The organism is Roseicyclus marinus, from assembly GCF_030163795.1.
GTDB lineage: Bacteria > Pseudomonadota > Alphaproteobacteria > Rhodobacterales > Rhodobacteraceae > Roseicyclus > Roseicyclus marinus.
In genome coordinates, this window is the sequence record NZ_JASJOF010000006.1 from 256,605 (window position 1) to 275,386 (window position 18,782).

The 18,782-nt window shown below is 64.7% G+C and carries 16 protein-coding genes; 7 read left to right on the forward strand and 9 right to left on the reverse strand.

The annotated features are described in order from the left end of the window. Positions 1 to 7: 7 nt before the first annotated feature. From bamA to pyrH, 8 genes are all read right to left on the reverse strand, one after another. Positions 8 to 2,242, reverse strand: coding sequence for an outer membrane protein assembly factor BamA (bamA, locus tag QQK63_RS11645; RefSeq protein ID WP_284283216.1), 2,235 nt, complete (start codon positions 2,240 to 2,242; stop codon positions 8 to 10). Positions 2,243 to 2,536: 294 nt separating this feature from the next. Continuing rightward, entirely contained in the window at positions 2,537 to 2,674 is a 138-nt protein-coding gene (locus QQK63_RS11650) for a hypothetical protein (RefSeq protein ID WP_277822944.1), read from the reverse strand. A gap of 119 nt (positions 2,675 to 2,793) precedes the next feature. After that, the gene (gene rseP / locus QQK63_RS11655; RefSeq protein WP_277822946.1) at positions 2,794 to 4,122 is read right to left on the reverse strand and encodes an RIP metalloprotease RseP; all 1,329 of its coding nucleotides are present in this window, start codon (positions 4,120 to 4,122) and stop codon (positions 2,794 to 2,796) included. A gap of 3 nt (positions 4,123 to 4,125) precedes the next feature. Continuing rightward, positions 4,126 to 5,301, reverse strand: a complete 1,176-nt coding sequence (dxr, locus tag QQK63_RS11660; protein WP_277822948.1) for a 1-deoxy-D-xylulose-5-phosphate reductoisomerase — start codon at positions 5,299 to 5,301, stop codon at positions 4,126 to 4,128. A gap of 15 nt (positions 5,302 to 5,316) precedes the next feature. Continuing rightward, complete coding sequence (locus tag QQK63_RS11665) at positions 5,317 to 6,108, reverse strand: phosphatidate cytidylyltransferase (RefSeq protein ID WP_336618787.1); 792 nt, start codon at positions 6,106 to 6,108, stop codon at positions 5,317 to 5,319. Between the two features lie 7 nt (positions 6,109 to 6,115). Beyond that, complete coding sequence (uppS, locus tag QQK63_RS11670; RefSeq protein WP_277822950.1) at positions 6,116 to 6,832, reverse strand: undecaprenyl pyrophosphate synthase; 717 nt, start codon at positions 6,830 to 6,832, stop codon at positions 6,116 to 6,118. A 159-nt stretch (positions 6,833 to 6,991) separates the two neighbouring features. Further along, positions 6,992 to 7,558, reverse strand: a complete 567-nt coding sequence (gene frr / locus QQK63_RS11675) for a ribosome recycling factor (protein ID WP_277822952.1) — start codon at positions 7,556 to 7,558, stop codon at positions 6,992 to 6,994. A gap of 87 nt (positions 7,559 to 7,645) precedes the next feature. Beyond that, the gene (gene pyrH, locus QQK63_RS11680; RefSeq protein WP_277822954.1) at positions 7,646 to 8,380 is read right to left on the reverse strand and encodes a UMP kinase; all 735 of its coding nucleotides are present in this window, start codon (positions 8,378 to 8,380) and stop codon (positions 7,646 to 7,648) included. A 133-nt stretch (positions 8,381 to 8,513) separates the two neighbouring features. Between pyrH and miaA the strand changes: the two genes are divergently transcribed. From miaA to QQK63_RS11710, 6 genes are all read left to right on the forward strand, one after another. Continuing rightward, positions 8,514 to 9,392 (forward strand): tRNA (adenosine(37)-N6)-dimethylallyltransferase MiaA, encoded by an 879-nt coding sequence (gene miaA, locus QQK63_RS11685; RefSeq protein WP_277822956.1) that lies wholly within the window; start codon positions 8,514 to 8,516, stop codon positions 9,390 to 9,392. A gap of 106 nt (positions 9,393 to 9,498) precedes the next feature. Beyond that, entirely contained in the window at positions 9,499 to 10,296 is a 798-nt protein-coding gene (locus tag QQK63_RS11690) for a helix-turn-helix transcriptional regulator (RefSeq protein ID WP_277822958.1), read from the forward strand. A gap of 242 nt (positions 10,297 to 10,538) precedes the next feature. Beyond that, positions 10,539 to 12,179 carry an ABC transporter substrate-binding protein gene (locus tag QQK63_RS11695; protein ID WP_277822962.1) on the forward strand — a complete coding sequence of 547 codons (1,641 nt, stop codon included), beginning with the start codon at positions 10,539 to 10,541 and terminating at the stop codon, positions 12,177 to 12,179. Positions 12,180 to 12,302: 123 nt separating this feature from the next. Beyond that, positions 12,303 to 13,391 carry an ABC transporter permease gene (locus QQK63_RS11700; RefSeq protein ID WP_277822964.1) on the forward strand — a complete coding sequence of 363 codons (1,089 nt, stop codon included), beginning with the start codon at positions 12,303 to 12,305 and terminating at the stop codon, positions 13,389 to 13,391. Between the two features lie 14 nt (positions 13,392 to 13,405). Continuing rightward, positions 13,406 to 14,869: an ABC transporter permease gene (locus tag QQK63_RS11705; protein ID WP_277822966.1), complete on the forward strand. Its 1,464-nt coding sequence runs from the start codon at positions 13,406 to 13,408 to the stop codon at positions 14,867 to 14,869. 4 nt (positions 14,870 to 14,873) lie between these two features. Next, positions 14,874 to 16,988 carry an ABC transporter ATP-binding protein gene (locus tag QQK63_RS11710; RefSeq protein WP_277822968.1) on the forward strand — a complete coding sequence of 705 codons (2,115 nt, stop codon included), beginning with the start codon at positions 14,874 to 14,876 and terminating at the stop codon, positions 16,986 to 16,988. A 6-nt stretch (positions 16,989 to 16,994) separates the two neighbouring features. Here the strand turns inward: QQK63_RS11710 and QQK63_RS11715 are convergent, their stop codons facing one another. After that, positions 16,995 to 17,519: a hypothetical protein gene (locus tag QQK63_RS11715; RefSeq protein ID WP_277822970.1), complete on the reverse strand. Its 525-nt coding sequence runs from the start codon at positions 17,517 to 17,519 to the stop codon at positions 16,995 to 16,997. Between the two features lie 186 nt (positions 17,520 to 17,705). Here QQK63_RS11715 and QQK63_RS11720 point away from each other — a divergent pair, with 186 nt between their 5' ends. Further along, entirely contained in the window at positions 17,706 to 18,617 is a 912-nt protein-coding gene (locus QQK63_RS11720; protein WP_277822972.1) for an MBL fold metallo-hydrolase, read from the forward strand. Positions 18,618 to 18,782 lie beyond the last annotated feature (165 nt).

Sequence of the window (18,782 nt, forward strand, 5' to 3'; positions counted from 1 at the left end):
CGCGCCCTCAGAACCGCGTCTCGACCGTCAGATCGAAGTTGCGCGTCAGATCGTAGCTCTCGAACTGGAGCGGATGCGAGAAATTGAACCGCAACGGCCCGATCGCCGTGTCCCAGAAGACCGAGACACCGATGGCCTGACGCCAAGCGATGCTGTCATCGACCGGGTTCGCGCCATTCGGCCCACCGTTCACGTTGTCCAAGCCCCAGACGGTGCCGACGTCGTAGAACAGACCGCCCGAGATGCCGTATTCATCCGGCAGCCCCAACGGGAAGGCCGCTTCGAACCGCGCCACGGCAAAATAATTGCCGCCCAAGGCGTCGCGGTTGGCCACATTCAGGTCGCGCGGACCAAGACCATTCGCCTCGAAGCCACGCATTTGCCGGCTGGACAGCGTGAAGCGATCCGCAAGGCGGCTGTCCCCGTCCAGCATCTGCAAGGCACCCGCTTCGAAGCTGGCGCGCAGCGTCACTTCCTCGCGCATCACTTGCCGTTCGGCGATACCGAGGAAGGTGGTTTCGAGATATTCGGTATCGCCACCAAGACCCGCCAATTCGGCCCCAAACTGCAACCGCACACCCTGCGTCGGATCGAGGCCGGTGTTGCGGGTGTCGTAGGCGTATTGCGCGCCGACGTAAGAATTCAGCCGGTCGGTCGGTTCGGCCCGCAGGATGGCCGAGCTGTTGGTCGCGCTGAGGCCGGAAATCTCGTTCACTTCCAGCCCGTAATAGACATCCATCCGGCCGAATTCACTGACCGGGAAGCCCAGCCCGAAGCGCGCACCGATATCGAGCGTGTCGAACTCGCGGTTCTGCGAATCCGTCTCGGTGTAGAACAGCCCGATCGTGCCCGACAGATCGCGCGACAGCAGATAGGGTTCGGTGAAGGAGAAGTTGAACGACTGGCTTCCCTCGGTCGTGTTGAAGCCAAGCCGGACAGCCTGCCCCCGGCCAAGGAAATTCTCCTCCGAGAAATTCACGGCAAGACCTGCGCCGGTATCAGTCGAGAAGCTGACCGAGAACCCGAGAGAGCCCGTGGGTTGCTCTTCGACATCCACGTCGACAATGACCTGATCGGGGGTCGATCCGGGGCGCCCCTCGACCGCGACATCGCTGAAGAACCCGGTCGCGCGGATGCGTTCGGCGGCCTGCCGGATCGCGCGCGGATCGAAGGGGTCGCCCTCGACCTGCGTGAACTGGCGGCGGATGACGCGGTCGATCGTGGTGGTGTTGCCCTCGATGTCGATCCGTTCGACGAAAACGCGCTCGCCCCGGGAAATCACGAATTCCACGTCCAGCGTCAGATCAGCGTCATTGCGCGTGATGCGGGGTTCGATCCTAACGAAGCGCTGCCCCTGCTGGGTGGCCAGCGTCTCCATCCGGCTGATCGTGTTGTCGATCAGGCGCGGGCTGTAGGTTTCGCCGGTGCTGATGCGGATCACATCCTGATATTCGGCCGCATCGATCCCGGGGATTTCGGAGACAGTCGTAATCTCGCCGATGTCGAAGCTCTGACCTTCCTGGATGTTGAAGGTCACGAAATACGCGCCGCGGTCACGCGACAGTTCCGGCGTGACGCTGAGGATCTGGAAATCCACATAACCGCGATCTTGGTAGAAATCGGTCAGAAGCTGGCGGTCAAGCGCGATGCGTTCCGCGATGAAGGTGTCGCGGCGGATAAGCTGCCGCAGCAGGCCCGCCTGCGTGCTTTCCAAAACGCGGCGCAGCCGACGATCCGAATAGGCGCGGTTCCCGACAAAAGACAGACGCTCGGTCTCGATCACACCGCCCTCGGCCACTTCGAACACGAGGTCGACACGATTATCCGACCGGCGGATGATCCGCGGCGTCACCGTGGCGGTCAGCCGCCCAGAGACGCGATAGGCCTCAGCGATGGCATTGGCATCCTGCTCAGCGACCGATGGTGAATAGGTGCGGCGCGGCACGGATTCGATCGCCGACAAAAGCGCATCGTCATCCAGACGGCGGTTGCCCTCGACCGTGATGCGGTTGATCGTCGGATATTCCTGCACTTCGATGACCAACGTGCCACCGCGCGGCGTGATTTCGACCGCTTCGAACAACCCGGTATTCTGGAGACGCTGAAGCGCGTCGTTGACCTGCGCGCCAGTCACGGAAGCGCCCGGGGCGATTCCCGCATAGGTCAGGATCGCGCTGTCGGAAATCCGTGCGTTGCCCTGCACGTCAAAGCTGGAAAAGCGGAACGTCTGCGCCTCGGCCATCGGGGCCAGCGGCAGCGAAAGCCCAAGAAAACCAGCGACAACAAGGGGGCCGATGCCAAAGCGCGCAGACCGCGACGATCCAGGTGCAGCAGGGCACGTCGAAAGGTTCAGACGGGCGCGCAAACGCAGGTTCATCGATTCCAACCCCAGGTTTCTTCGTGCAGCTTGACCCTGCCTAGCCGAGGGTCCGGGGGTTGTCAAAACGAACTGGCCGCCTGCGGATCATCGGGCACCGATTGCCGCATTTTCGCCATGATCGCAGGAGCGGCAGAAATGCCCGCCGCTGCAGTGGCCTCAGTGTACCGCCGCCTGGCTGAACACCATGCCGCCCAGAAACAGCGCCGCGACGATCAAAAGCGGCACAAGCAACCGATCCGTGTTCGCCTGAAGAAACACGGACATGCCGCGGGTGTTGTTGATCAGCGTTTTCATGCCAGCCTCCGTCATCCGATGCGGCGCACTCCGGCCCCGCGGCGATGGGATAGCCCGCCAATATGGCAAGACTGCGACCCCGGCGCGGCAAGTCCACGTCCTGCGCGGCGCGGCCCGCCCTAGGGGCAGAAGATGTCGTTGGTCAGCGCAAAAAGCATCAGCGACAACAAAAGCGTCAGGCCGATGGTCATGAACACCCGCATCGCCTTGTCCGAGGGCGGCTTGCCCGACACGGCCTCATAGGCGTGGAACACAAGATGGCCGCCGTCGAGAACCGGGATCGGGAACAGGTTCAAAAGCCCCACCGCCGTCGACAGGACCGCGACGAACCAAATGAAATTGTCGATCCCTTGGCTGGCCGCAGCACCCGAGGTTTCGGCAATGCCGATCGGCCCCTGCAGGTTGCACGAGGATATCGCCCCGGTGATCATGTGCCACAGGCCGGACAACGAGCTTTGCACCACAAAGACGGTCTGTTCCGCGCCATAGGCCAAGGCCGCGAGGGGGCCCACGGATTCGCGGACCGGCTCGAAGCTCAATCCGCCGGTTACCCCGATGAGCCAGCGCGTCTCGAACCCGCCATCCTCGGTCGGCAGATCGGTGCGGCGCGGTGTCAACGTCACGTCGCGCGTCTCGCCCCGGCTCCAGACCGTCAGCGTCAGGGCGCTTCCCTCAGCGGCATCGACCGCCTCGCGCAGTTGGCGAAAGGCGTAGACGGGTTCGCCATCCACGGCGCGGATCACGTCACCTTCGCGCAGACCCGCGGCAAGCGCCGCCGATTGCGGCGCGACGGATTGTACAAGCGGGATCAGGGGAAAGGCCGCCTCGATCTCGCGCAGAAGCCCGTCGCGTTCGACCGTATAGGCAACGGTCGGCTGGGGTGTCAGGTCTGCGGCAATCTCGAACAGGTCGGCGAAGGCGCTGACCGGCTGACCTTCCATCGACACGATCAGATCACCCGGTTCGAATTGCACGATATCGGCGGGCAACGCCACCTGCCCGCCCACGCGCGGCTCATCCACGGCGCGGCCGGTGAAGGCAAGAAACAGGGCGAAGACCAGAATGGACAGGATGAAGTTGAACACCGGTCCCGCCGCAACCGTCAGCGCCCGTGCCCACAGCGGTGCGCCATGCATCGACCGTCGTCTCTCGCTTGCATCAAGCGCGTCGATCGCCGCGCCGTCCTTGCCACTGGCCGCATCGGCATCGCCCAGAAATTTGACGTAACCGCCAAAAGGAAGCGCCGCCACCTGCCAGCGCGTGCCGCGCCGGTCTGTGCGGCTGAACAGGACGGGGCCGAAGCCGAGCGAAAAGACCTCGGCGTGGATCCCGCTCCAGCGGCCGACGATGTAATGACCATACTCATGGATCGCCACGATGATCGACAGCGCCGCGACAAAGGCGGCGAGGGTAAAGGCAAGGCTGCCGAATTGTGGAATGAACTCCATGGGTCAGGTCTTCTCCATCTGCGCGATCTGGGTCGTGGCCATCTGACGGGCCATCTGGTCGGTATCTAGGACATCCTCAAGGCTTGACAGGGGCGAAGACAGGCGAAGCTGAGGTGAAATCGTGTCGAGCGTCCGCTCCACCACCTCGGCCATCTGCATGAACCCGATGCGCCCGGCGATGAAACCGTCCAGCGCGATCTCCTTGGCGGCGTTGAACACTGCGCCCGACCGGCCGCCGGTTTCCATCACCGCACGTGCCAGCGCCAGCGCGGGATAACGCGCGGGATCGGGTGCGCGAAATTCCAGCGTCGCCACCTGCGCCAGATCGATCCGCGACACCGGCAGATCGCGTCGGTCCGGCCAATGCAGCGCATAGCCGATGGCATGGCGCATGTCGGGCGCACCCAGATGCGCCATCAGCGCCCCGTCGACAAAGCCCACCAGTGCGTGAACGATGGATTGCGGATGGATCACCGCCTCGATCTTGTCGGGCGCGACACCGAAGAATTCCTTGGTCTCGATCAGTTCCATGCCCTTGTTGAACATGGAGGCGCTGTCGATGGTGATGCGCTGGCCCATGGCCCAGTTGGGATGCGCGCCGGCGTCGGCAACGGTCGCCTTAGTCAGTGCCTCGATCGGCCAGTCACGCAACCCACCGCCCGAGGCAGTGATGATGATGCGTTCGACGGCCGCCATGTCTTCGCCCACAAGCGCCTGAAAGACGGCCGAATGCTCACTATCGACAGGCAGGATGGTCGCGCCGTGGTCGCGCGCTTCCTGCATCAGCAAAGGGCCTGCCGTGACCAGACTTTCCTTGTTGGCAAGCGCCAGCGTCGTGCCATGGCGCAATGCCCGGAACCCCGGCGCAAGGCCCGCCGCACCGACGATGGCCGACATGACCCAGTCGGCGGGGCGATCGGCCGCCTCGACAAGCGCAGCCTCGCCTGCCGCCGCCGCGATGCCGGTGCCGGCCAGCGCCGCGCGAAGATCGTCAAGCCGGGCGTCATCGGCGGTGACCGCGATCTCCGCCCCGAGCCGGATCGCATCACCCGCGAGCCGCGCGATATTGCCTGCCCCGGTCAGGGCCACGACCCGGTACTCGCCCGGCGCGCGCGCGATCAGGTCGACGGTGTTCTGCCCGATGGACCCCGTGGCCCCGAAGATGCTGACGCTGCGCATATGGCGATTGCTATCTCAGACCGGGGGCGGCGGAAAGGCCGTCAGGCTTTCGACGATGACCAGCAGGAAGGCCGCACCAAGAAGCCCATCGAACCGGTCATAGACCCCGCCATGCCCCGGCAAAAGGTTCGAGCTGTCCTTGACCCCCATGCGCCGCTTGACGGCGGATTCCGCGATATCGCCCATCTGGCTCGCCATGCTCAGCGCGACCGAAATCCCCACCAGTTCGACGCCCGAGCCGGTCAGGGACATGAAGGCCCAGCCGATCAGCGCCGCCCCGACCCATCCGGCGATGGTGCCAGACCACGTCTTCTTGGGGCTCACGCGCGGCCAGAATTTCGGCCCGCCAAGAATACGCCCCGCGAAATATCCAAGGATATCGGTCGCAGCCACCAACAGCACCAGCCACAACATCCATGTCAGGCCGAATTCGTCGCGGTGCAGGATCAGACCAAAACCCGCCAGCATGATCACGGTGGTCATCACGACGTAGAGCGTGCGGTTGCGCTCCAGCACGCCGATGCCCGCGATCCCGACAAGCAGCATCAGCGGCAAGGCGATACCCGGCGGCAACAACTTGGAGGAGAGGATCGCAAGCGCCGCCAACCCGCCCAGGACCAGCGCGCGTTTCGGCCCGCCACCGAGCATGCGCACCAGTTCCCAGACCAGCGTCGCGACGATCACGAGGACAAGGCCGGTAAACCACCATCCCCCTGCCCAGACTGCCGTCAGACCGACCACCGCCAGCACCAACCCGGTGAGCATCCGGGTGGCAAGGTCGCCGAAACTGCCGCGGGTCAGGGCCACGACGGGCTCAGGCCTTGACCGCGCCGAACCGGCGCTCGCGCAGGCCGAACCGCGCCAACACCTCGGCAAAGACCTTTGCCGTGAAATCGGGCCAGAGCGTGTCGATGAACTCGTATTCCGAATAGGCCGATTGCCACAGGAGGAAATTCGAGATGCGCGCCTCGCCGCTCGTGCGGATCACCAGATCGGGATCGGGCAGCACATGGGTGTCAAGATAGCGGGGAAAGGTCTCGTCGTTGATCTGGCGCGGATCGAGATTGCCCGCCTTCACGTCGTGGGCAAGGCGACGGGCGGCACGGGTCACCTCATCACGGCCGCCGTAATTCAGCGCGATGGTGAGGTTGGTGCCGGTATTGCCCGCCGTCATCAGCTCCAGCCCGTCCATCAGGTCGACCAGCGCGGGTTCCAGCCGGATCCGGTCCCCGATGAAGCGCACCCGCACGTTTTCCTTGTGCAGGTTGCTGGCCTCGCGGCGGATGTAGCGTTTGAACAGGCGCATCAGGCCGGCCACCTCGGCCTGCGTCCGTTTCCAATTCTCTGTCGAAAAGGCAAAGACCGTCAGGTAATCAACCCCAAGTTCCGGGCAGGCCCGGACGATTTCCTTGACGCGCTTTGCGCCCTCGTGATGCCCGAAGAGGCGCGGCCGTCCACGCAACTGTGCCCAGCGCCCGTTCCCGTCCATGATGATCGCCACATGGGCGGGGGTCCGATTGTCCGATGTCACGGGGCTGTCCTCATGGATACGTTCTGCGTCGGTGGGGATGATCCACGCCTCGCCACCCTGCGTCAGAGCAAGATTGCCCGAGCCTTGCGCCCGCGCAATGCCCGCCTGGCAATCCCCGACGGGGTGCGACCGGGCGGCAACGCTGCCGGGCTGGTCTTTTCAGACCTGCATGATCTCGGCCTGCTTGGTTTCCAGCGCGGCATCGACCTTGGCTATATGGGCGTTCGTCAGCTCCTGCACCTCGGTTTCCCACAGCTTTTGGTCATCCTCGGACATGCCCTGCGCCTTGGCCTTCTTGATCTGGTCCATGCCGTCGCGCCGCACGTTGCGGATCGAGACGCGCGCGTGCTCGGCATATTGCGCGGCCACCTTGGTCAGCTGGGTACGGCGTTCTTCATTCAACTCGGGGATCGGCAGCATGATGATCGTGCCGTTGAGCTGCGGGTTGATGCCGAGCCCGCTTTCGCGGATCGCCTTTTCCACCTTGCCGACCAGCGCCTTGTCCCAAACGTTGATCGTGACCATACGCGATTCCGGCACGTTCACGGTACCCACTTGGTTGATCGGCGTCGGCTGGCCATAAGCGTCGACCATCACCGGCTCCAGCATCGAGGCCGAGGCGCGGCCCGTCCTCAACGAGGCGAATTCCGTGCGCAACGCGGCAAGCGCGCCTTCCATTCGGCGCGTCAGGTCATCAAGGTCGATATCCAGATCGTCGTCTGCCATGGGGGATAGCCCTTCGTTCGGTCCTTTTGCGGCGGTGATAGCGCGCCACGTCCCCGGTTTCCAGAACCGAAGTGCGCGGCCCGCCCGTCAGGAGACGCGTGTGTAGGTGCCTTGGCCCGCCAGAATGCCCTTGAACCCGCCGGGCTCATCAAGGCTGAAGACGATGATCGGCAGGTCGTTTTCGCGCGCTAGCGCGATGGCGGACGCATCCATGACGCCAAGGTGCTGCGCCAGAACCTCGTCATAGGTGACCGTCTCGTAACGCTTGGCATCGGCATGTTTCTTGGGATCCTTGTCATAGACCCCGTCCACCTTGGTACCCTTGAAGATCGCCTGACAATTCATTTCGGACGCGCGCAGCGTCGCCGCCGTGTCGGTGGTGAAATACGGGTTGCCGGTGCCTGCCGCGAAAATGCAGACGCGCTTTTTCTCAAGGTGGCGCACGGCGCGGCGGCGGATATAGGGCTCTGCCACCTCGTTCATGGTGATGGCGCTGATAACGCGGGTGAAAACCCCGATCCCCTCCAGCGCCGATTGCATCGCCAGCGCGTTCATCACGGTCGCCAGCATCCCCATGTAATCGGCGGTGGTGCGTTCCATCCCCTGCGCCGAGCCCTGAAGCCCGCGAAAAATGTTGCCCCCGCCGATCACCATGCAGATCTCGACGCCGAGGTCGTGCACCGATTTCACTTCGCGCGCGATACGCTCCACGGTCGGCGGATGCAGGCCGAATCCCTGGTCACCCATCAGGGCTTCGCCGGAAATCTTGAGCATGACGCGGCTGTAGAGCGGCGCGAACGAGGTCTCGGTTTCGTCCGGCATCTGGGTCTCCTCGGGGCAGTTGGGATGGCGGTTGCGCGGGGCGGACCATGGGCTAAAAGCGGGCGGTGTTCAACGCCCCTTCCGCCGCCTGTCCTGCAGCCTGACGCTGCGGCAGCCCGCCAGATCGAGACGCATGATCGACCCCGCCGCCATCCCCCCATCAATGCCGGTCCTGATCGCAGGGCCGACAGCCTCGGGCAAATCCGCGCTGGCTCTTGCGATCGCCGAGGCGGGCGGCGGCGTGATCGTCAATGCCGATGCGCTTCAGGTCTATGAGGGCTGGCGCATCCTGACCGCGCGCCCGAGCCCCGAGGAAGAGGCGCGCGCGCCCCATGCGCTTTACGGTCACGTCCCCTTCGACGACGATTATTCCGTCGGGGATTGGCTGCGCGCCGTCCTGCCTCTCCTGTCCGGGTCAGAGCGCCCGATCATCGTGGGCGGCACCGGGCTCTATTTCCGCGCACTGACCGAAGGGCTGGCCGAAATCCCGCCGACGCCTGCGTCCATCCGTGCGCGGGCCGATGCGCTTGGCCCCGCCGACCTGATCGCGGATCTGCAACGGGGTGACCCTACGATCCTCGCCCGGATCGACACGCAAAACCCCGCGCGCCTGCGCCGGGCATGGGAGGTTTGGCAGGCCACCGGTCGCCCGCTGTCCGATTGGCAGGCGGACACCGGGCCGCCGCCCCTGCCGCTCGAAGCCACCCTGCCCCTTTTGATCGACGCCGACCGCGACTGGCTCGCCGCGCGCATCGAACGCCGCTTCGACGCGATGCTCGCAGCTGGCGCATTGGACGAGGCCCGCGCCAACCTGCCCCGCTGGGAGACGGCGGGCGGCGCGCGCAAGGCCATCGGCGCGCCGGAACTGATCGCGCATCTCCAGGGCCGGATCACGCTGGGCGAGGCGCGCGAGGCCGCCATCGTCGCAAGCCGCCAATATGCCAAGCGGCAGCGCACCTGGTTTCGTGCCCGGATGGGCGGCTGGACCCGCATCGCACAGCCCGCGCCTTAGGCACCTTCTTCCCCGGCTTGCACAAATCAGGCCGATCTTCGCCAAATCGAGACAATCGCCTGCGGAAAGCTTGCTATTTTGCGACCGCCGCCGCAGCTTTCGACCCATGAGCGACTCACGCCCCCCCTACAGTGTCCTTTCGCTGGGCAAGATGCGGATGCAGGAGCCGTGGCGGCTCGAATTGCTGCACGGCCGCCCCCTGCACCGGCTGTACTGGATCACGCGGGGACAGGGCCGGGTGACCATCAATTGCGTGACACGCGGCTATGGCCCCAACACCGCCGTCTTCGTTCCCGCAGGCAGCCAGATGGCGCTCGAATTGCCCGCGCAGATCCAAGGCTTGGAACTGCGCTTGCCTGCCGATGTCGATCTGGGCCTGCCCGCAGATCCCTTTCATCTGCGCATCACCAGCATCGAGGCTCAGGCCAGCCTGACCGGCCATCTGGAACGAATCGAGCGCGAATTGGGGGCACAGGCCCCCGCGATGGACCGTGCGATCACGGCCTATGGCCTGCTCGTCTCGGCCTGGATGGAACGCGAACTGACACGCGCCGAAGGGGCCATCCTGCGCGAAAAGACTCACCGCCTGGCCGAATTGTTCGGCGTGATGATGGAAGCCCGGTTCCGCAGTGGGCGCGGCATCGCCGATTACGCCGAGGCCCTGCAGGTCACGCCCACCCACCTCAGCCGCATCTGCCGCGAGGCCGCGGGCCGCCCCGCCCATGCGCTTTTGACCGAACGCATCATGTACGAGGCCCGTCGCCTTTTGCGCGACACCGACATGCCCGCGCGCGAAGTAGCCGAAACGCTTGGCTTTTCTTCAGCCGCCTATTTCACCCGTGCCTTCCAGCAGGCCAGCGGGCGCACCCCGTCCGAATTCCGCGCACCAAAGATCCGCGCTTGACCGACAGAAGCGCCTTTTCGCGCGCGCCGGGGTCGAAAAGGGGTTGCGCCTCAGGGTGGCGTCGTTTTTCCTACCGGTCGATGTCGCAAACGAACTTCAATGCTTCGCAACTTCTGATTGACGACCTTGGGGAAACCCTGCGCAATGGCGTTCAGGTCATCCAGGGGTTGCAGACCGGCGACAAGATCGGCCGCGGCCTTGCCGCCTGACCCAAGCATGACGTCACAGGGAGAGACGATAACATGAACGCACCCACGACACGCGCACGTCCGACCAGCCATCCGGCGGCCGAGATGTACGCCCGTGAATACAAGGCGGGGCAACTGAGCCGCCGCGAATTCCTCGTACGCTCCACGGCCTTGGGCCTGAGCGCCGCGGCCGCCTACAGCCTGATCGGGCTCAAGCCCGCGATGGCCCAGCGCGCGACGCCCTCCATGGGCGGCAGCCTGCGCATCCAGCAAGGCGTGCTCGCGCTTAAGGATCCGCGCACCTACGACTGGTCCGAGATGGGCAACGTGTCCCGTGGCCTTCTGGAATATCTCGTCGAATACAACCGCGACGGCAGCTTCAGCGGCATGTTGCTGGAAGGCTGGGAAACGAATGCCGACGTCACCCAGTACACGCTGCGTGTGCGCCCCGGCGTGACCTGGAACAACGGCGATGCCTTCACCGCCGAAGACGTGGCAGCCAACTTCACCGCATGGTGCGACAGCACGGTCGAGGGCAATTCCATGGCCGCACGCATGGGCGGGCTGGTTGACGCCGACACGGGACAGGCGCGCGCAGGCGGTATCGTGGTCGTCGATGACCTGACCGTGCAGATCAACCTGCCCACCCCGGACATCACGCTTGTCCCCGGCATGGCCGACTACCCCGCCGCCATCCAGCACCGCGACCTGATCGGCACCAACCCGCTCGATCACAACGTCGGCACCGGCGCCTACCGGTTCGCCGATTATCAGGTCGGCATCTCGGCCAGGCTGGAACGCACCCCCGATCACAATTACTGGGGCAATGCCTATCTGGACGATGTGACCTTCATCGACCTTGGCACCGACCCGGCAGCCTGGTTCGCCGCCGCCGAAGCCGGCGAATTCGATCTGACCTACCAGACGGTCGGTGAATTCGTCGATCTATTCTCGGCCGTGGGCTGGGAACGCTCGGATGCCACGACCGGCGCAACGCTGGCGGTGCGCTTCAACCAGCTCAACGCGCCCTACGACAATGTCGAGGTGCGTCGCGCGATCCTTGAAGCCGTCGACCTGAACGTCGTGCTGGAACTCGGCATCAACGGTCAGGGCACCACGGGCGAGAACCACCACGTCTGCCCGATCCATCCCGAATATGCCGAATTGCCCCCGATGACCGTCGACAAGGCCGCAGCCATGGCCCGTCTTCAGGCAGCGGGACACGGCGATACGGACTTCACGCTCATCTCGCTCGATGATGGTCTGGGGCGGTTCACCTGCGATGCGGTGGCCGCGCAGATGCGCGACGCGGGCATGACGGTAACGCGCGAAGTTCTGCCGGGCTCCACCTTCTGGAACGACTGGCTGAACTACCCGTTCTCGGCCACGGAATGGAACCACCGCGAACTGGGTGTGCAGATCCTCAACCTTGCCTATCGCTCGGGCGTGGCGTGGAACGAAACCGCGTTTTCCAACGCGGAATTCGACAGCCTGCTCGACCAGGCAAACGGCATTCAGGATGCCGATGCCCGCCGCGAGGTGATGGCCCGCCTGCAACAGATCATGCAAGAAGAGGCCGTGACCATCGTGCCCTACTGGCGCTCGCTGTTCCGGCATTACCGTCCGGGCGTCGTGAACGCCGACATGCATCCGAAGTTCGAGATCAACATCCACCATCTCGGCCTTTCGGCCTGATCCGGACCGGGCGGGGTGTTTCACCCCGCCCGCCCCCCCTCACAGCCCAGCGACAGGATGGCCCGCCCCCGGCGGACCGTTCCAAAAGACCCGCAAGACGGGCCGCAAGGACAGGGAAAAACGATGGCGTTCTTCATCCTCCGCCGGGTCGGCGTGATGGCCCTTACGGCATTGTGCCTGACCTTCGTGGTCTTCTTTCTGACCAATCTCGCCCCCAATCTCGAAAAGCTGGCCAAGACCCAAGGCAACGCCCGCATGAGCGATGCCGAGGTGATCTCGTGGCTCGACCGCAACGGCTATGGCGGGCCGCTGGTCCAGCGCTATGGCGAATGGTTGGGCGTCGTGCCCGGCTGGCTGCGCGAGGATCCGGTGACCGGCGAATGGCGCGGGCGCTGCCTCGCGCGCGACCAAGCCCCAGAAGATGCGCCCCGTTTCTGCGGCCTGTTGCAGGGCGATCTGGGCTATTCCACAGTCTCCGCCGACGAAGTGTCGAATATCATCGGCGGGCGGCTGCAGTTGACCGGGATCCTGATGTTCTGGGCCTTTGCCGTCATGGTGCCCTCGGCGCTCTTGGTGGGCGTTCTGGCCGGGATGCGCGAGGGCTCGCGGCTCGACCGGTCGCTGTCCACCTTCTCGATCGCCTCGACCGCCACGCCCGAATATGTCTCGGGCGTCATCTTGATCGTGCTTCTTGCCTCCTCCCAGATCGGGCTGTCGCCCCTGCTGGTCGAATGGGGCTGGCTTGACGGCGGCACCTTGTTTCTCGGGTCCGCCCGCAGCGCCATGGATGACGTGACATTCTGGAACTTCACCCTGCCGGTCCTGACCATCGCCCTTTACGGGATGGGCTACATCGCGCGGATGACGCGCGCCTCCATGGCCGAGGTGATGACCGCGCAATACATCCGCACCGCGCGCCTCAAAGGTGTCAGTTTCCGCAACATCGTCATCAAACATGCCCTCCGGAACGCGCTGATTGCGCCCTTCACCGTGATCATGCTGCAATTTCCGTGGCTGCTGACCGGTGTGGTGATCGTGGAAACACTGTTCAACTACAACGGCTTCGGCTGGACGCTCGTGCAGGCCGCCTCCAACAACGACATCGAGCTCTTGCTGGCCTGTTCGATCGTCGCCGTTCTCGTCGTGCTGGTGACGCAGCTGATCTCGGACATCGGCTATGTCTTCCTCAACCCGCGCATCCGGATCACCTGAAGGAGGGACGCACCATGGAACCGCTCACATGGTCGGGTGATCTGGGCCCCTTCCTGAACCCCGTTCTCGCGCTCAGCGCGGCCCTGTTCGCCGCGGGCTTCGTCGCCAATTTCGCCCTCAGCCTCGCCGGGCTGCGCCCGGGCGAGATGGTGGTGAATGCCGACCGCACACTTACCTTCCGCCGCACACCTGTCGATCTGGCCGTCGCCGCGATGAAGGTGGCGACACTCGTCTTCGTCCTCGGGGTTTTGGGCTATGTCCTTGGCGGGATGATCCTTGCCGATCCGCTGCGCACCGGCATCCTGGGCGGCATCGCCGCGCGGCTCACCCCTGTCTGGCTGTCGCTTGCGCTGCTCTTCGGTCTCTCCATCGCCCTCAAGCGCAGGCTTGGCCTTTACGGCAAACTCTTCGACAGCCCGATCGGCATGATCGGTCTGGGTCTCGTCATTTTCTGGGTCTTTTCCGCCGTCTTTTCGGGCATGATCGCCACCCATGGCGCGATCAGCGTCATCTCCGGGATGCGCAACGAGGTTCCGGGCACCCCGCTTCCCAGTCCCGCCGAGGGACAATACGCATGGTATCTGCTCGGCGGTGATGCCTTGGGGCGCGATGTGTTCAGCCGGGTCATCTACGGCGCCTTCGAAGTTCTCAAGATCGCGCCGCTGGCCACGCTTTTCGCTTTCATGGTCGGCATCACGCTTGGCCTGCCCGCGGGCTATTTCGGCGGCAGGCTCGACACGATCATCACCTTCCTCGCCAATCTCGTCCTCGCCTTTCCGGTGATCTTGCTCTTCTACCTTCTGGTGACGCCCGAGATCGTGGCCGCAGGCATTCCGAACTACCTGTCGATGGTGCTGTTCATCTTCCCCATCATCTTCATGGTGGTGCTCTTCAACTCCCGCTTCCGCACCGACCCGCCACGGCGCAACCTGCTGGTGGGCGCGACGGTCATCTTGGGCGGTCTGGCCTATCTCTCGCTCATCTCGAACCCGTCAGACCCGGAACTGCCGCTGCTGTTCCGGCTCTGGCCCGAGGTGCTCGATCTCTTCGACGTGCCGGGCAACCTGCTCATCGTCTTCGTTTCGGTTGTCTTCGTGAATTCGCCCACCGTCTTCCGCATCGTCCGGGGCATCGTTCTGGACATCAAGACACGCGATTACGTCGCCGCAGGTCAGACGCGCGGTGAAGGCCCGTGGTATATCATGCTGTGGGAAATGCTGCCCAATGCGCGTGGCCCCCTGATCGTCGATTTCTGCCTGCGCATCGGCTACACCACGATCTTGCTCGGAACGCTCGGGTTCTTCGGTCTGGGCGTCAGCCCCGAAAGCCCCGATTGGGGGTCCACGATCAACGAGGGCCGCAGGCTCCTGACGATCTACCCCCATCCCGCGCTGCCGCCCGCGCTTGCCCTGATGAGCCTTGTTCTTGGCCTTAACCTGCTCGCGGACGGCCTGCGCGAAGAAAGCCTGAAGGACTGACGCCATGCTCGACCAAGCCCCCGACGCCAGCGCCATCCTGCCCGAGGCCTATGACGGCCCGATCCTCGAGATCGAGAACCTGTCGATCTCCTTCTTCACCCGCGCCCGCGAAATCCCGGCCGTGATGGATTTCTCCTGCACCGTCATGCCGGGCGAAGCGATGGGCCTTGTAGGCGAAAGCGGCTGCGGCAAATCCACCGTGGCGCTTGGCGTGATGCAGGATCTGGGCGTCAACGGGCGCGTGGTCGGTGGCACGATCAAGTACAAGGGGCGCGACCTCAACAGCCTCTCTGCGCGGGAATTGCGGGCCATCCGCGGCCGTGAGATCGCGATGATCTATCAGGAACCCATGGCCTCGCTGAACCCGGCCATGCGCATCGGCGAACAACTGATGGAAGTGCCCATGATCCACGAGGGTATTTCCCGCGACGAGGCCCGCAAACGCGCCCTCGAGGTCATCACTGACGTCCGCCTGCCCGATCCCGAACGGATGCTGCGCAGCTATCCCCACCAGCTTTCGGGCGGACAGCAGCAGCGCATCGTCATCGCCATGGCGTTGATGTCAAAACCCTCGCTTCTGATCCTTGACGAACCCACCACCGCCCTCGACGTGACCGTCGAGGCGGCGGTCGTCGATCTTGTAAAAGATCTGGGCCGGAAATACGGTACCTCCATGCTCTTCATCAGCCACAATCTGGGGTTGGTGCTGGAAACCTGCGACCGCATCTGCGTGATGTATTCGGGCGAAGCGGTCGAAACCGGCGCGATCGCCGATGTCTTCGACGACATGCGCCACCCCTACACACAGGCGCTGTTCCGCTCCATCCCGCTGCCGGGTGCCGACAAGACGACGCGCCCGCTCGTGGCGATCCCCGGCAATTTCCCCCTGCCCCATGAACGGCCCAAAGGCTGCAACTTCGGCCCGCGTTGCGAATATTTCCAATCCGGGCGCTGCGATGCCACCGACATTCTCATGGCCGATCTGCCGCAGGGCGACCGGCACCAGACGCGTTGCCTGCGCCACGACGAAATCGACTGGGCGAACCCGCCGCAAGCGGCCGAAACGGCGGAACGGACAGAGGCCGGCGATGTCGTCCTCAAGGTCGAAAACCTGCGCAAATATTACGAGGTCGCGGCCAATTCCATGTTCGGCGGCGGTGAGACGCGCGTGGTCAAGGCCAATGAAACCCTCAGCTTCGAGGCCCGCGAAAGCGAAACGCTCGCCATCGTGGGCGAAAGCGGCTGCGGGAAATCCACCCTCGCCAAGGTCCTGATGGGGCTCGAGACCGCGACCGAGGGCAGTGTCCTTCTCGACAATCGCCGCATCGAACAGATCGCGATCGAAAACCGCGACACGCGGACGATTTCCTCGATCCAGATGGTGTTCCAGAACCCGTTCGACACGCTCAACCCGTCGATGACCGTGGGCCGCCAAATCATCCGCGCGCTGGAAATCTTCGGCATCGGCGACAGCGACGAGGATCGCCGCAACCGGATGCTCGACCTGCTCGACCTCGTGAAACTGCCGCGCGCCTTCGCAGACCGGATGCCGCGCCAGCTCTCGGGCGGACAGAAACAGCGCGTCGGCATCGCGCGGGCCTTTGCGGGCGGCGCGCGCATCGTCGTGGCCGATGAACCCGTTTCGGCGCTCGACGTGTCGGTTCAGGCCGCTGTCACCGATCTGTTGATGGAAATCCAGCGCCGCGAGAAAACCACGCTTCTCTTCATCTCCCATGATCTCAGCATCGTGCGCTATCTCAGCGACCGGGTGATGGTCATGTATCTGGGCCATGTGGTCGAGATCGGCACCACGGATCAGGTCTTCAGCCCGCCCTATCACCCCTATACCGAGGCGCTATTGTCCGCCGTGCCCATCGCCGACACCTCGGTCCAGAAACAGCATATCGTGCTCGAGGGCGACATCCCTTCGGCCATGAACCCGCCGTCCGGCTGTCCGTTCCAGACCCGGTGCCGCTGGAAATCCGACGTGCCGGGAAACCTCTGCGAGACCGAGGTGCCGCCCACCCGCACGCTGGCCGAAGGGCACCAGATCAAATGTCATCTCGCCGATGACATTCTCGCGCAAATGCAGCCCGTGATCACCACGGCCGACGACTGATCGGCGCTACCGCTTGCGTTCCGCCAATAGGCGGCGGCGCGCAGGCAACAAAAGGTGATCGGGCAGCGCGCGCCCCGTCTCGCAATGAAACAACGACAGGGTCAGCCTGTCGGCCCGCATCAGCGCCAGCGCGAACAGGACCGCCCCGAAACACAGGTTCGTCACCGGCCCGAACACACCCCGCTGCGCCACCAGCCCCGCCGCCATCGCGATCAACAGGCAGCCCCAGACCTGCGCCTCGGTCCGCATCGCCGTGGCGACCTGATGCGCGGAAACCTCCGCCGCGGCCCTCGGCCAGATGCCCAGAACCCTGAGCATAAGCAACCGCCGCAGATCGGCGGCGTTGCGGTAACCGGGCGGCGGGCGATCCCGCCCGAACAGGTCTGAGACGATATTGTCCTCCAGCCAGCAGATGCGCAGCAGCGCCAAAAGCGCCAGCGCCCCCAGCAGGCCCGGCGGCACCCACAAGGCCGACAGCGCGCCCGCTGCCACCAATCCCGCCCCGATCATCACCCGACCCGCGCCCGGCATCCTGAGCCCTCCGCCTTACGGCCTGTCCGTGACCGCATCATGCAGCCACATGGCCAAAGCCTGCATCGATTCGGTGAACACGGCGACAAGACGCCGATTTCCGCCGATGCGGCCTGAACATATCCGCTTTCCTGCATGTGTTCGCCGCGCTAGGCTCGCCCCCGTAACGGGGAGGAGACCCAGACCATGCAGATCACACGCCGCCAGCTCATGGCCACCGGCACGGCCCTTCTGGCCACCAGCGCCCTGCCCCGCCGCGGCTGGACGCAAACCACGCTTGCCCTTGGCGATGCCGAATTGATCACGCTCAGCGACGGCAACCTCGAATTGCCCGCCGATTTCATCTTTGGCCCGATGCCGCAGGAAGAGCTTGGGCCGGTTCTCTCCGGTTTCGGCATCGACCGTGGCGCGGCGCTGACCCCGCCCTGCAACGTCACGCTCCTGCGCCGCGGCGATACGCTCGCACTCTTCGACGCGGGTTCGGGCCTTGCCTTCCAGCCGGGTGTGGGCCGTCTGCCCGAGGCGCTGGATGCCGCGGGCATCGACCCCTTCGACATCACCCATGTGATCTTCACCCATGGCCATCCCGACCATCTCTGGGGCGTGCTCGACGATTTCGACGAACCCTTCTTTCCCGATGCCGAACACATGATGGGGGCGGTCGAATTCGACTACTGGATGGATGACGGAACCGTCGCCAGCATCGGCGCGGAACGCGCGGCTTTTGCCGTTGGCGCGCAACGCCGGCTCGAGGTGATCGCGGATCGCATGACCCGCATCGCCGACGGGGACGAGGTTCTACCGGGCGTCATCGCCGCCCTCACCCCCGGCCATACGCCGGGGCATCTGGCCTTCGCGGTCGATGGCAGGGCGATGATCCTCGGCGATGCGATCGGCAACGATCACGTGGCCTTTGCCCGCCCCGGCTGGATCTCCGGCTCGGATCAGGATCCGGCCATGGCCGCCCAGACGCGGCTCGCGCTGTTTGACCGGATCACGGCGGATGACATGGCGGTCGTGGGCTTCCATTGCGGCCATGGCGGCATTGGCCGGGTGGAACGTCTGTCCGAGGGCTTCGCCTTCCGCCCCGCGACCTGAAGAACGCGCCACAACCCATTGATGCAAAAGAAAAGCGGGGGGCCAAGGCCCCCCGTTCAAGTTTCGCGTATCAGGCTCTGATATTCCGCCCGAAGTTTCTGCCTGCGGCCTGATCCGCGTCAGGGGCGAGCGCACCCACCCCGTGTGTCAGACGCGCCCACATGG

What these genes read in the sequence shown, in the direction of transcription:
- pyrH (WP_277822954.1), bottom strand. Translation starts at nt 8,380, where the DNA reads ATGCCGGACGAAACCGAGACCTCGTTCGCGCCGCTCTACAGCCGCGTC.
- QQK63_RS11705 (WP_277822966.1), top strand. Translation starts at nt 13,406, where the DNA reads ATGGAACCGCTCACATGGTCGGGTGATCTGGGCCCCTTCCTGAACCCC.
- QQK63_RS11720 (WP_277822972.1), top strand. Translation starts at nt 17,706, where the DNA reads ATGCAGATCACACGCCGCCAGCTCATGGCCACCGGCACGGCCCTTCTG.
- frr (WP_277822952.1), bottom strand. Translation starts at nt 7,558, where the DNA reads ATGGCAGACGACGATCTGGATATCGACCTTGATGACCTGACGCGCCGA.
- bamA (WP_284283216.1), bottom strand. Translation starts at nt 2,242, where the DNA reads ATGGCCGAGGCGCAGACGTTCCGCTTTTCCAGCTTTGACGTGCAGGGC.
- QQK63_RS11700 (WP_277822964.1), top strand. Translation starts at nt 12,303, where the DNA reads ATGGCGTTCTTCATCCTCCGCCGGGTCGGCGTGATGGCCCTTACGGCA.
- dxr (WP_277822948.1), bottom strand. Translation starts at nt 5,301, where the DNA reads ATGCGCAGCGTCAGCATCTTCGGGGCCACGGGGTCCATCGGGCAGAAC.
- QQK63_RS11710 (WP_277822968.1), top strand. Translation starts at nt 14,874, where the DNA reads ATGCTCGACCAAGCCCCCGACGCCAGCGCCATCCTGCCCGAGGCCTAT.
- QQK63_RS11715 (WP_277822970.1), bottom strand. Translation starts at nt 17,519, where the DNA reads ATGCCGGGCGCGGGTCGGGTGATGATCGGGGCGGGATTGGTGGCAGCG.
- QQK63_RS11650 (WP_277822944.1), bottom strand. Translation starts at nt 2,674, where the DNA reads ATGAAAACGCTGATCAACAACACCCGCGGCATGTCCGTGTTTCTTCAG.
- rseP (WP_277822946.1), bottom strand. Translation starts at nt 4,122, where the DNA reads ATGGAGTTCATTCCACAATTCGGCAGCCTTGCCTTTACCCTCGCCGCC.
- QQK63_RS11695 (WP_277822962.1), top strand. Translation starts at nt 10,539, where the DNA reads ATGAACGCACCCACGACACGCGCACGTCCGACCAGCCATCCGGCGGCC.
- miaA (WP_277822956.1), top strand. Translation starts at nt 8,514, where the DNA reads ATGATCGACCCCGCCGCCATCCCCCCATCAATGCCGGTCCTGATCGCA.
- QQK63_RS11690 (WP_277822958.1), top strand. Translation starts at nt 9,499, where the DNA reads ATGAGCGACTCACGCCCCCCCTACAGTGTCCTTTCGCTGGGCAAGATG.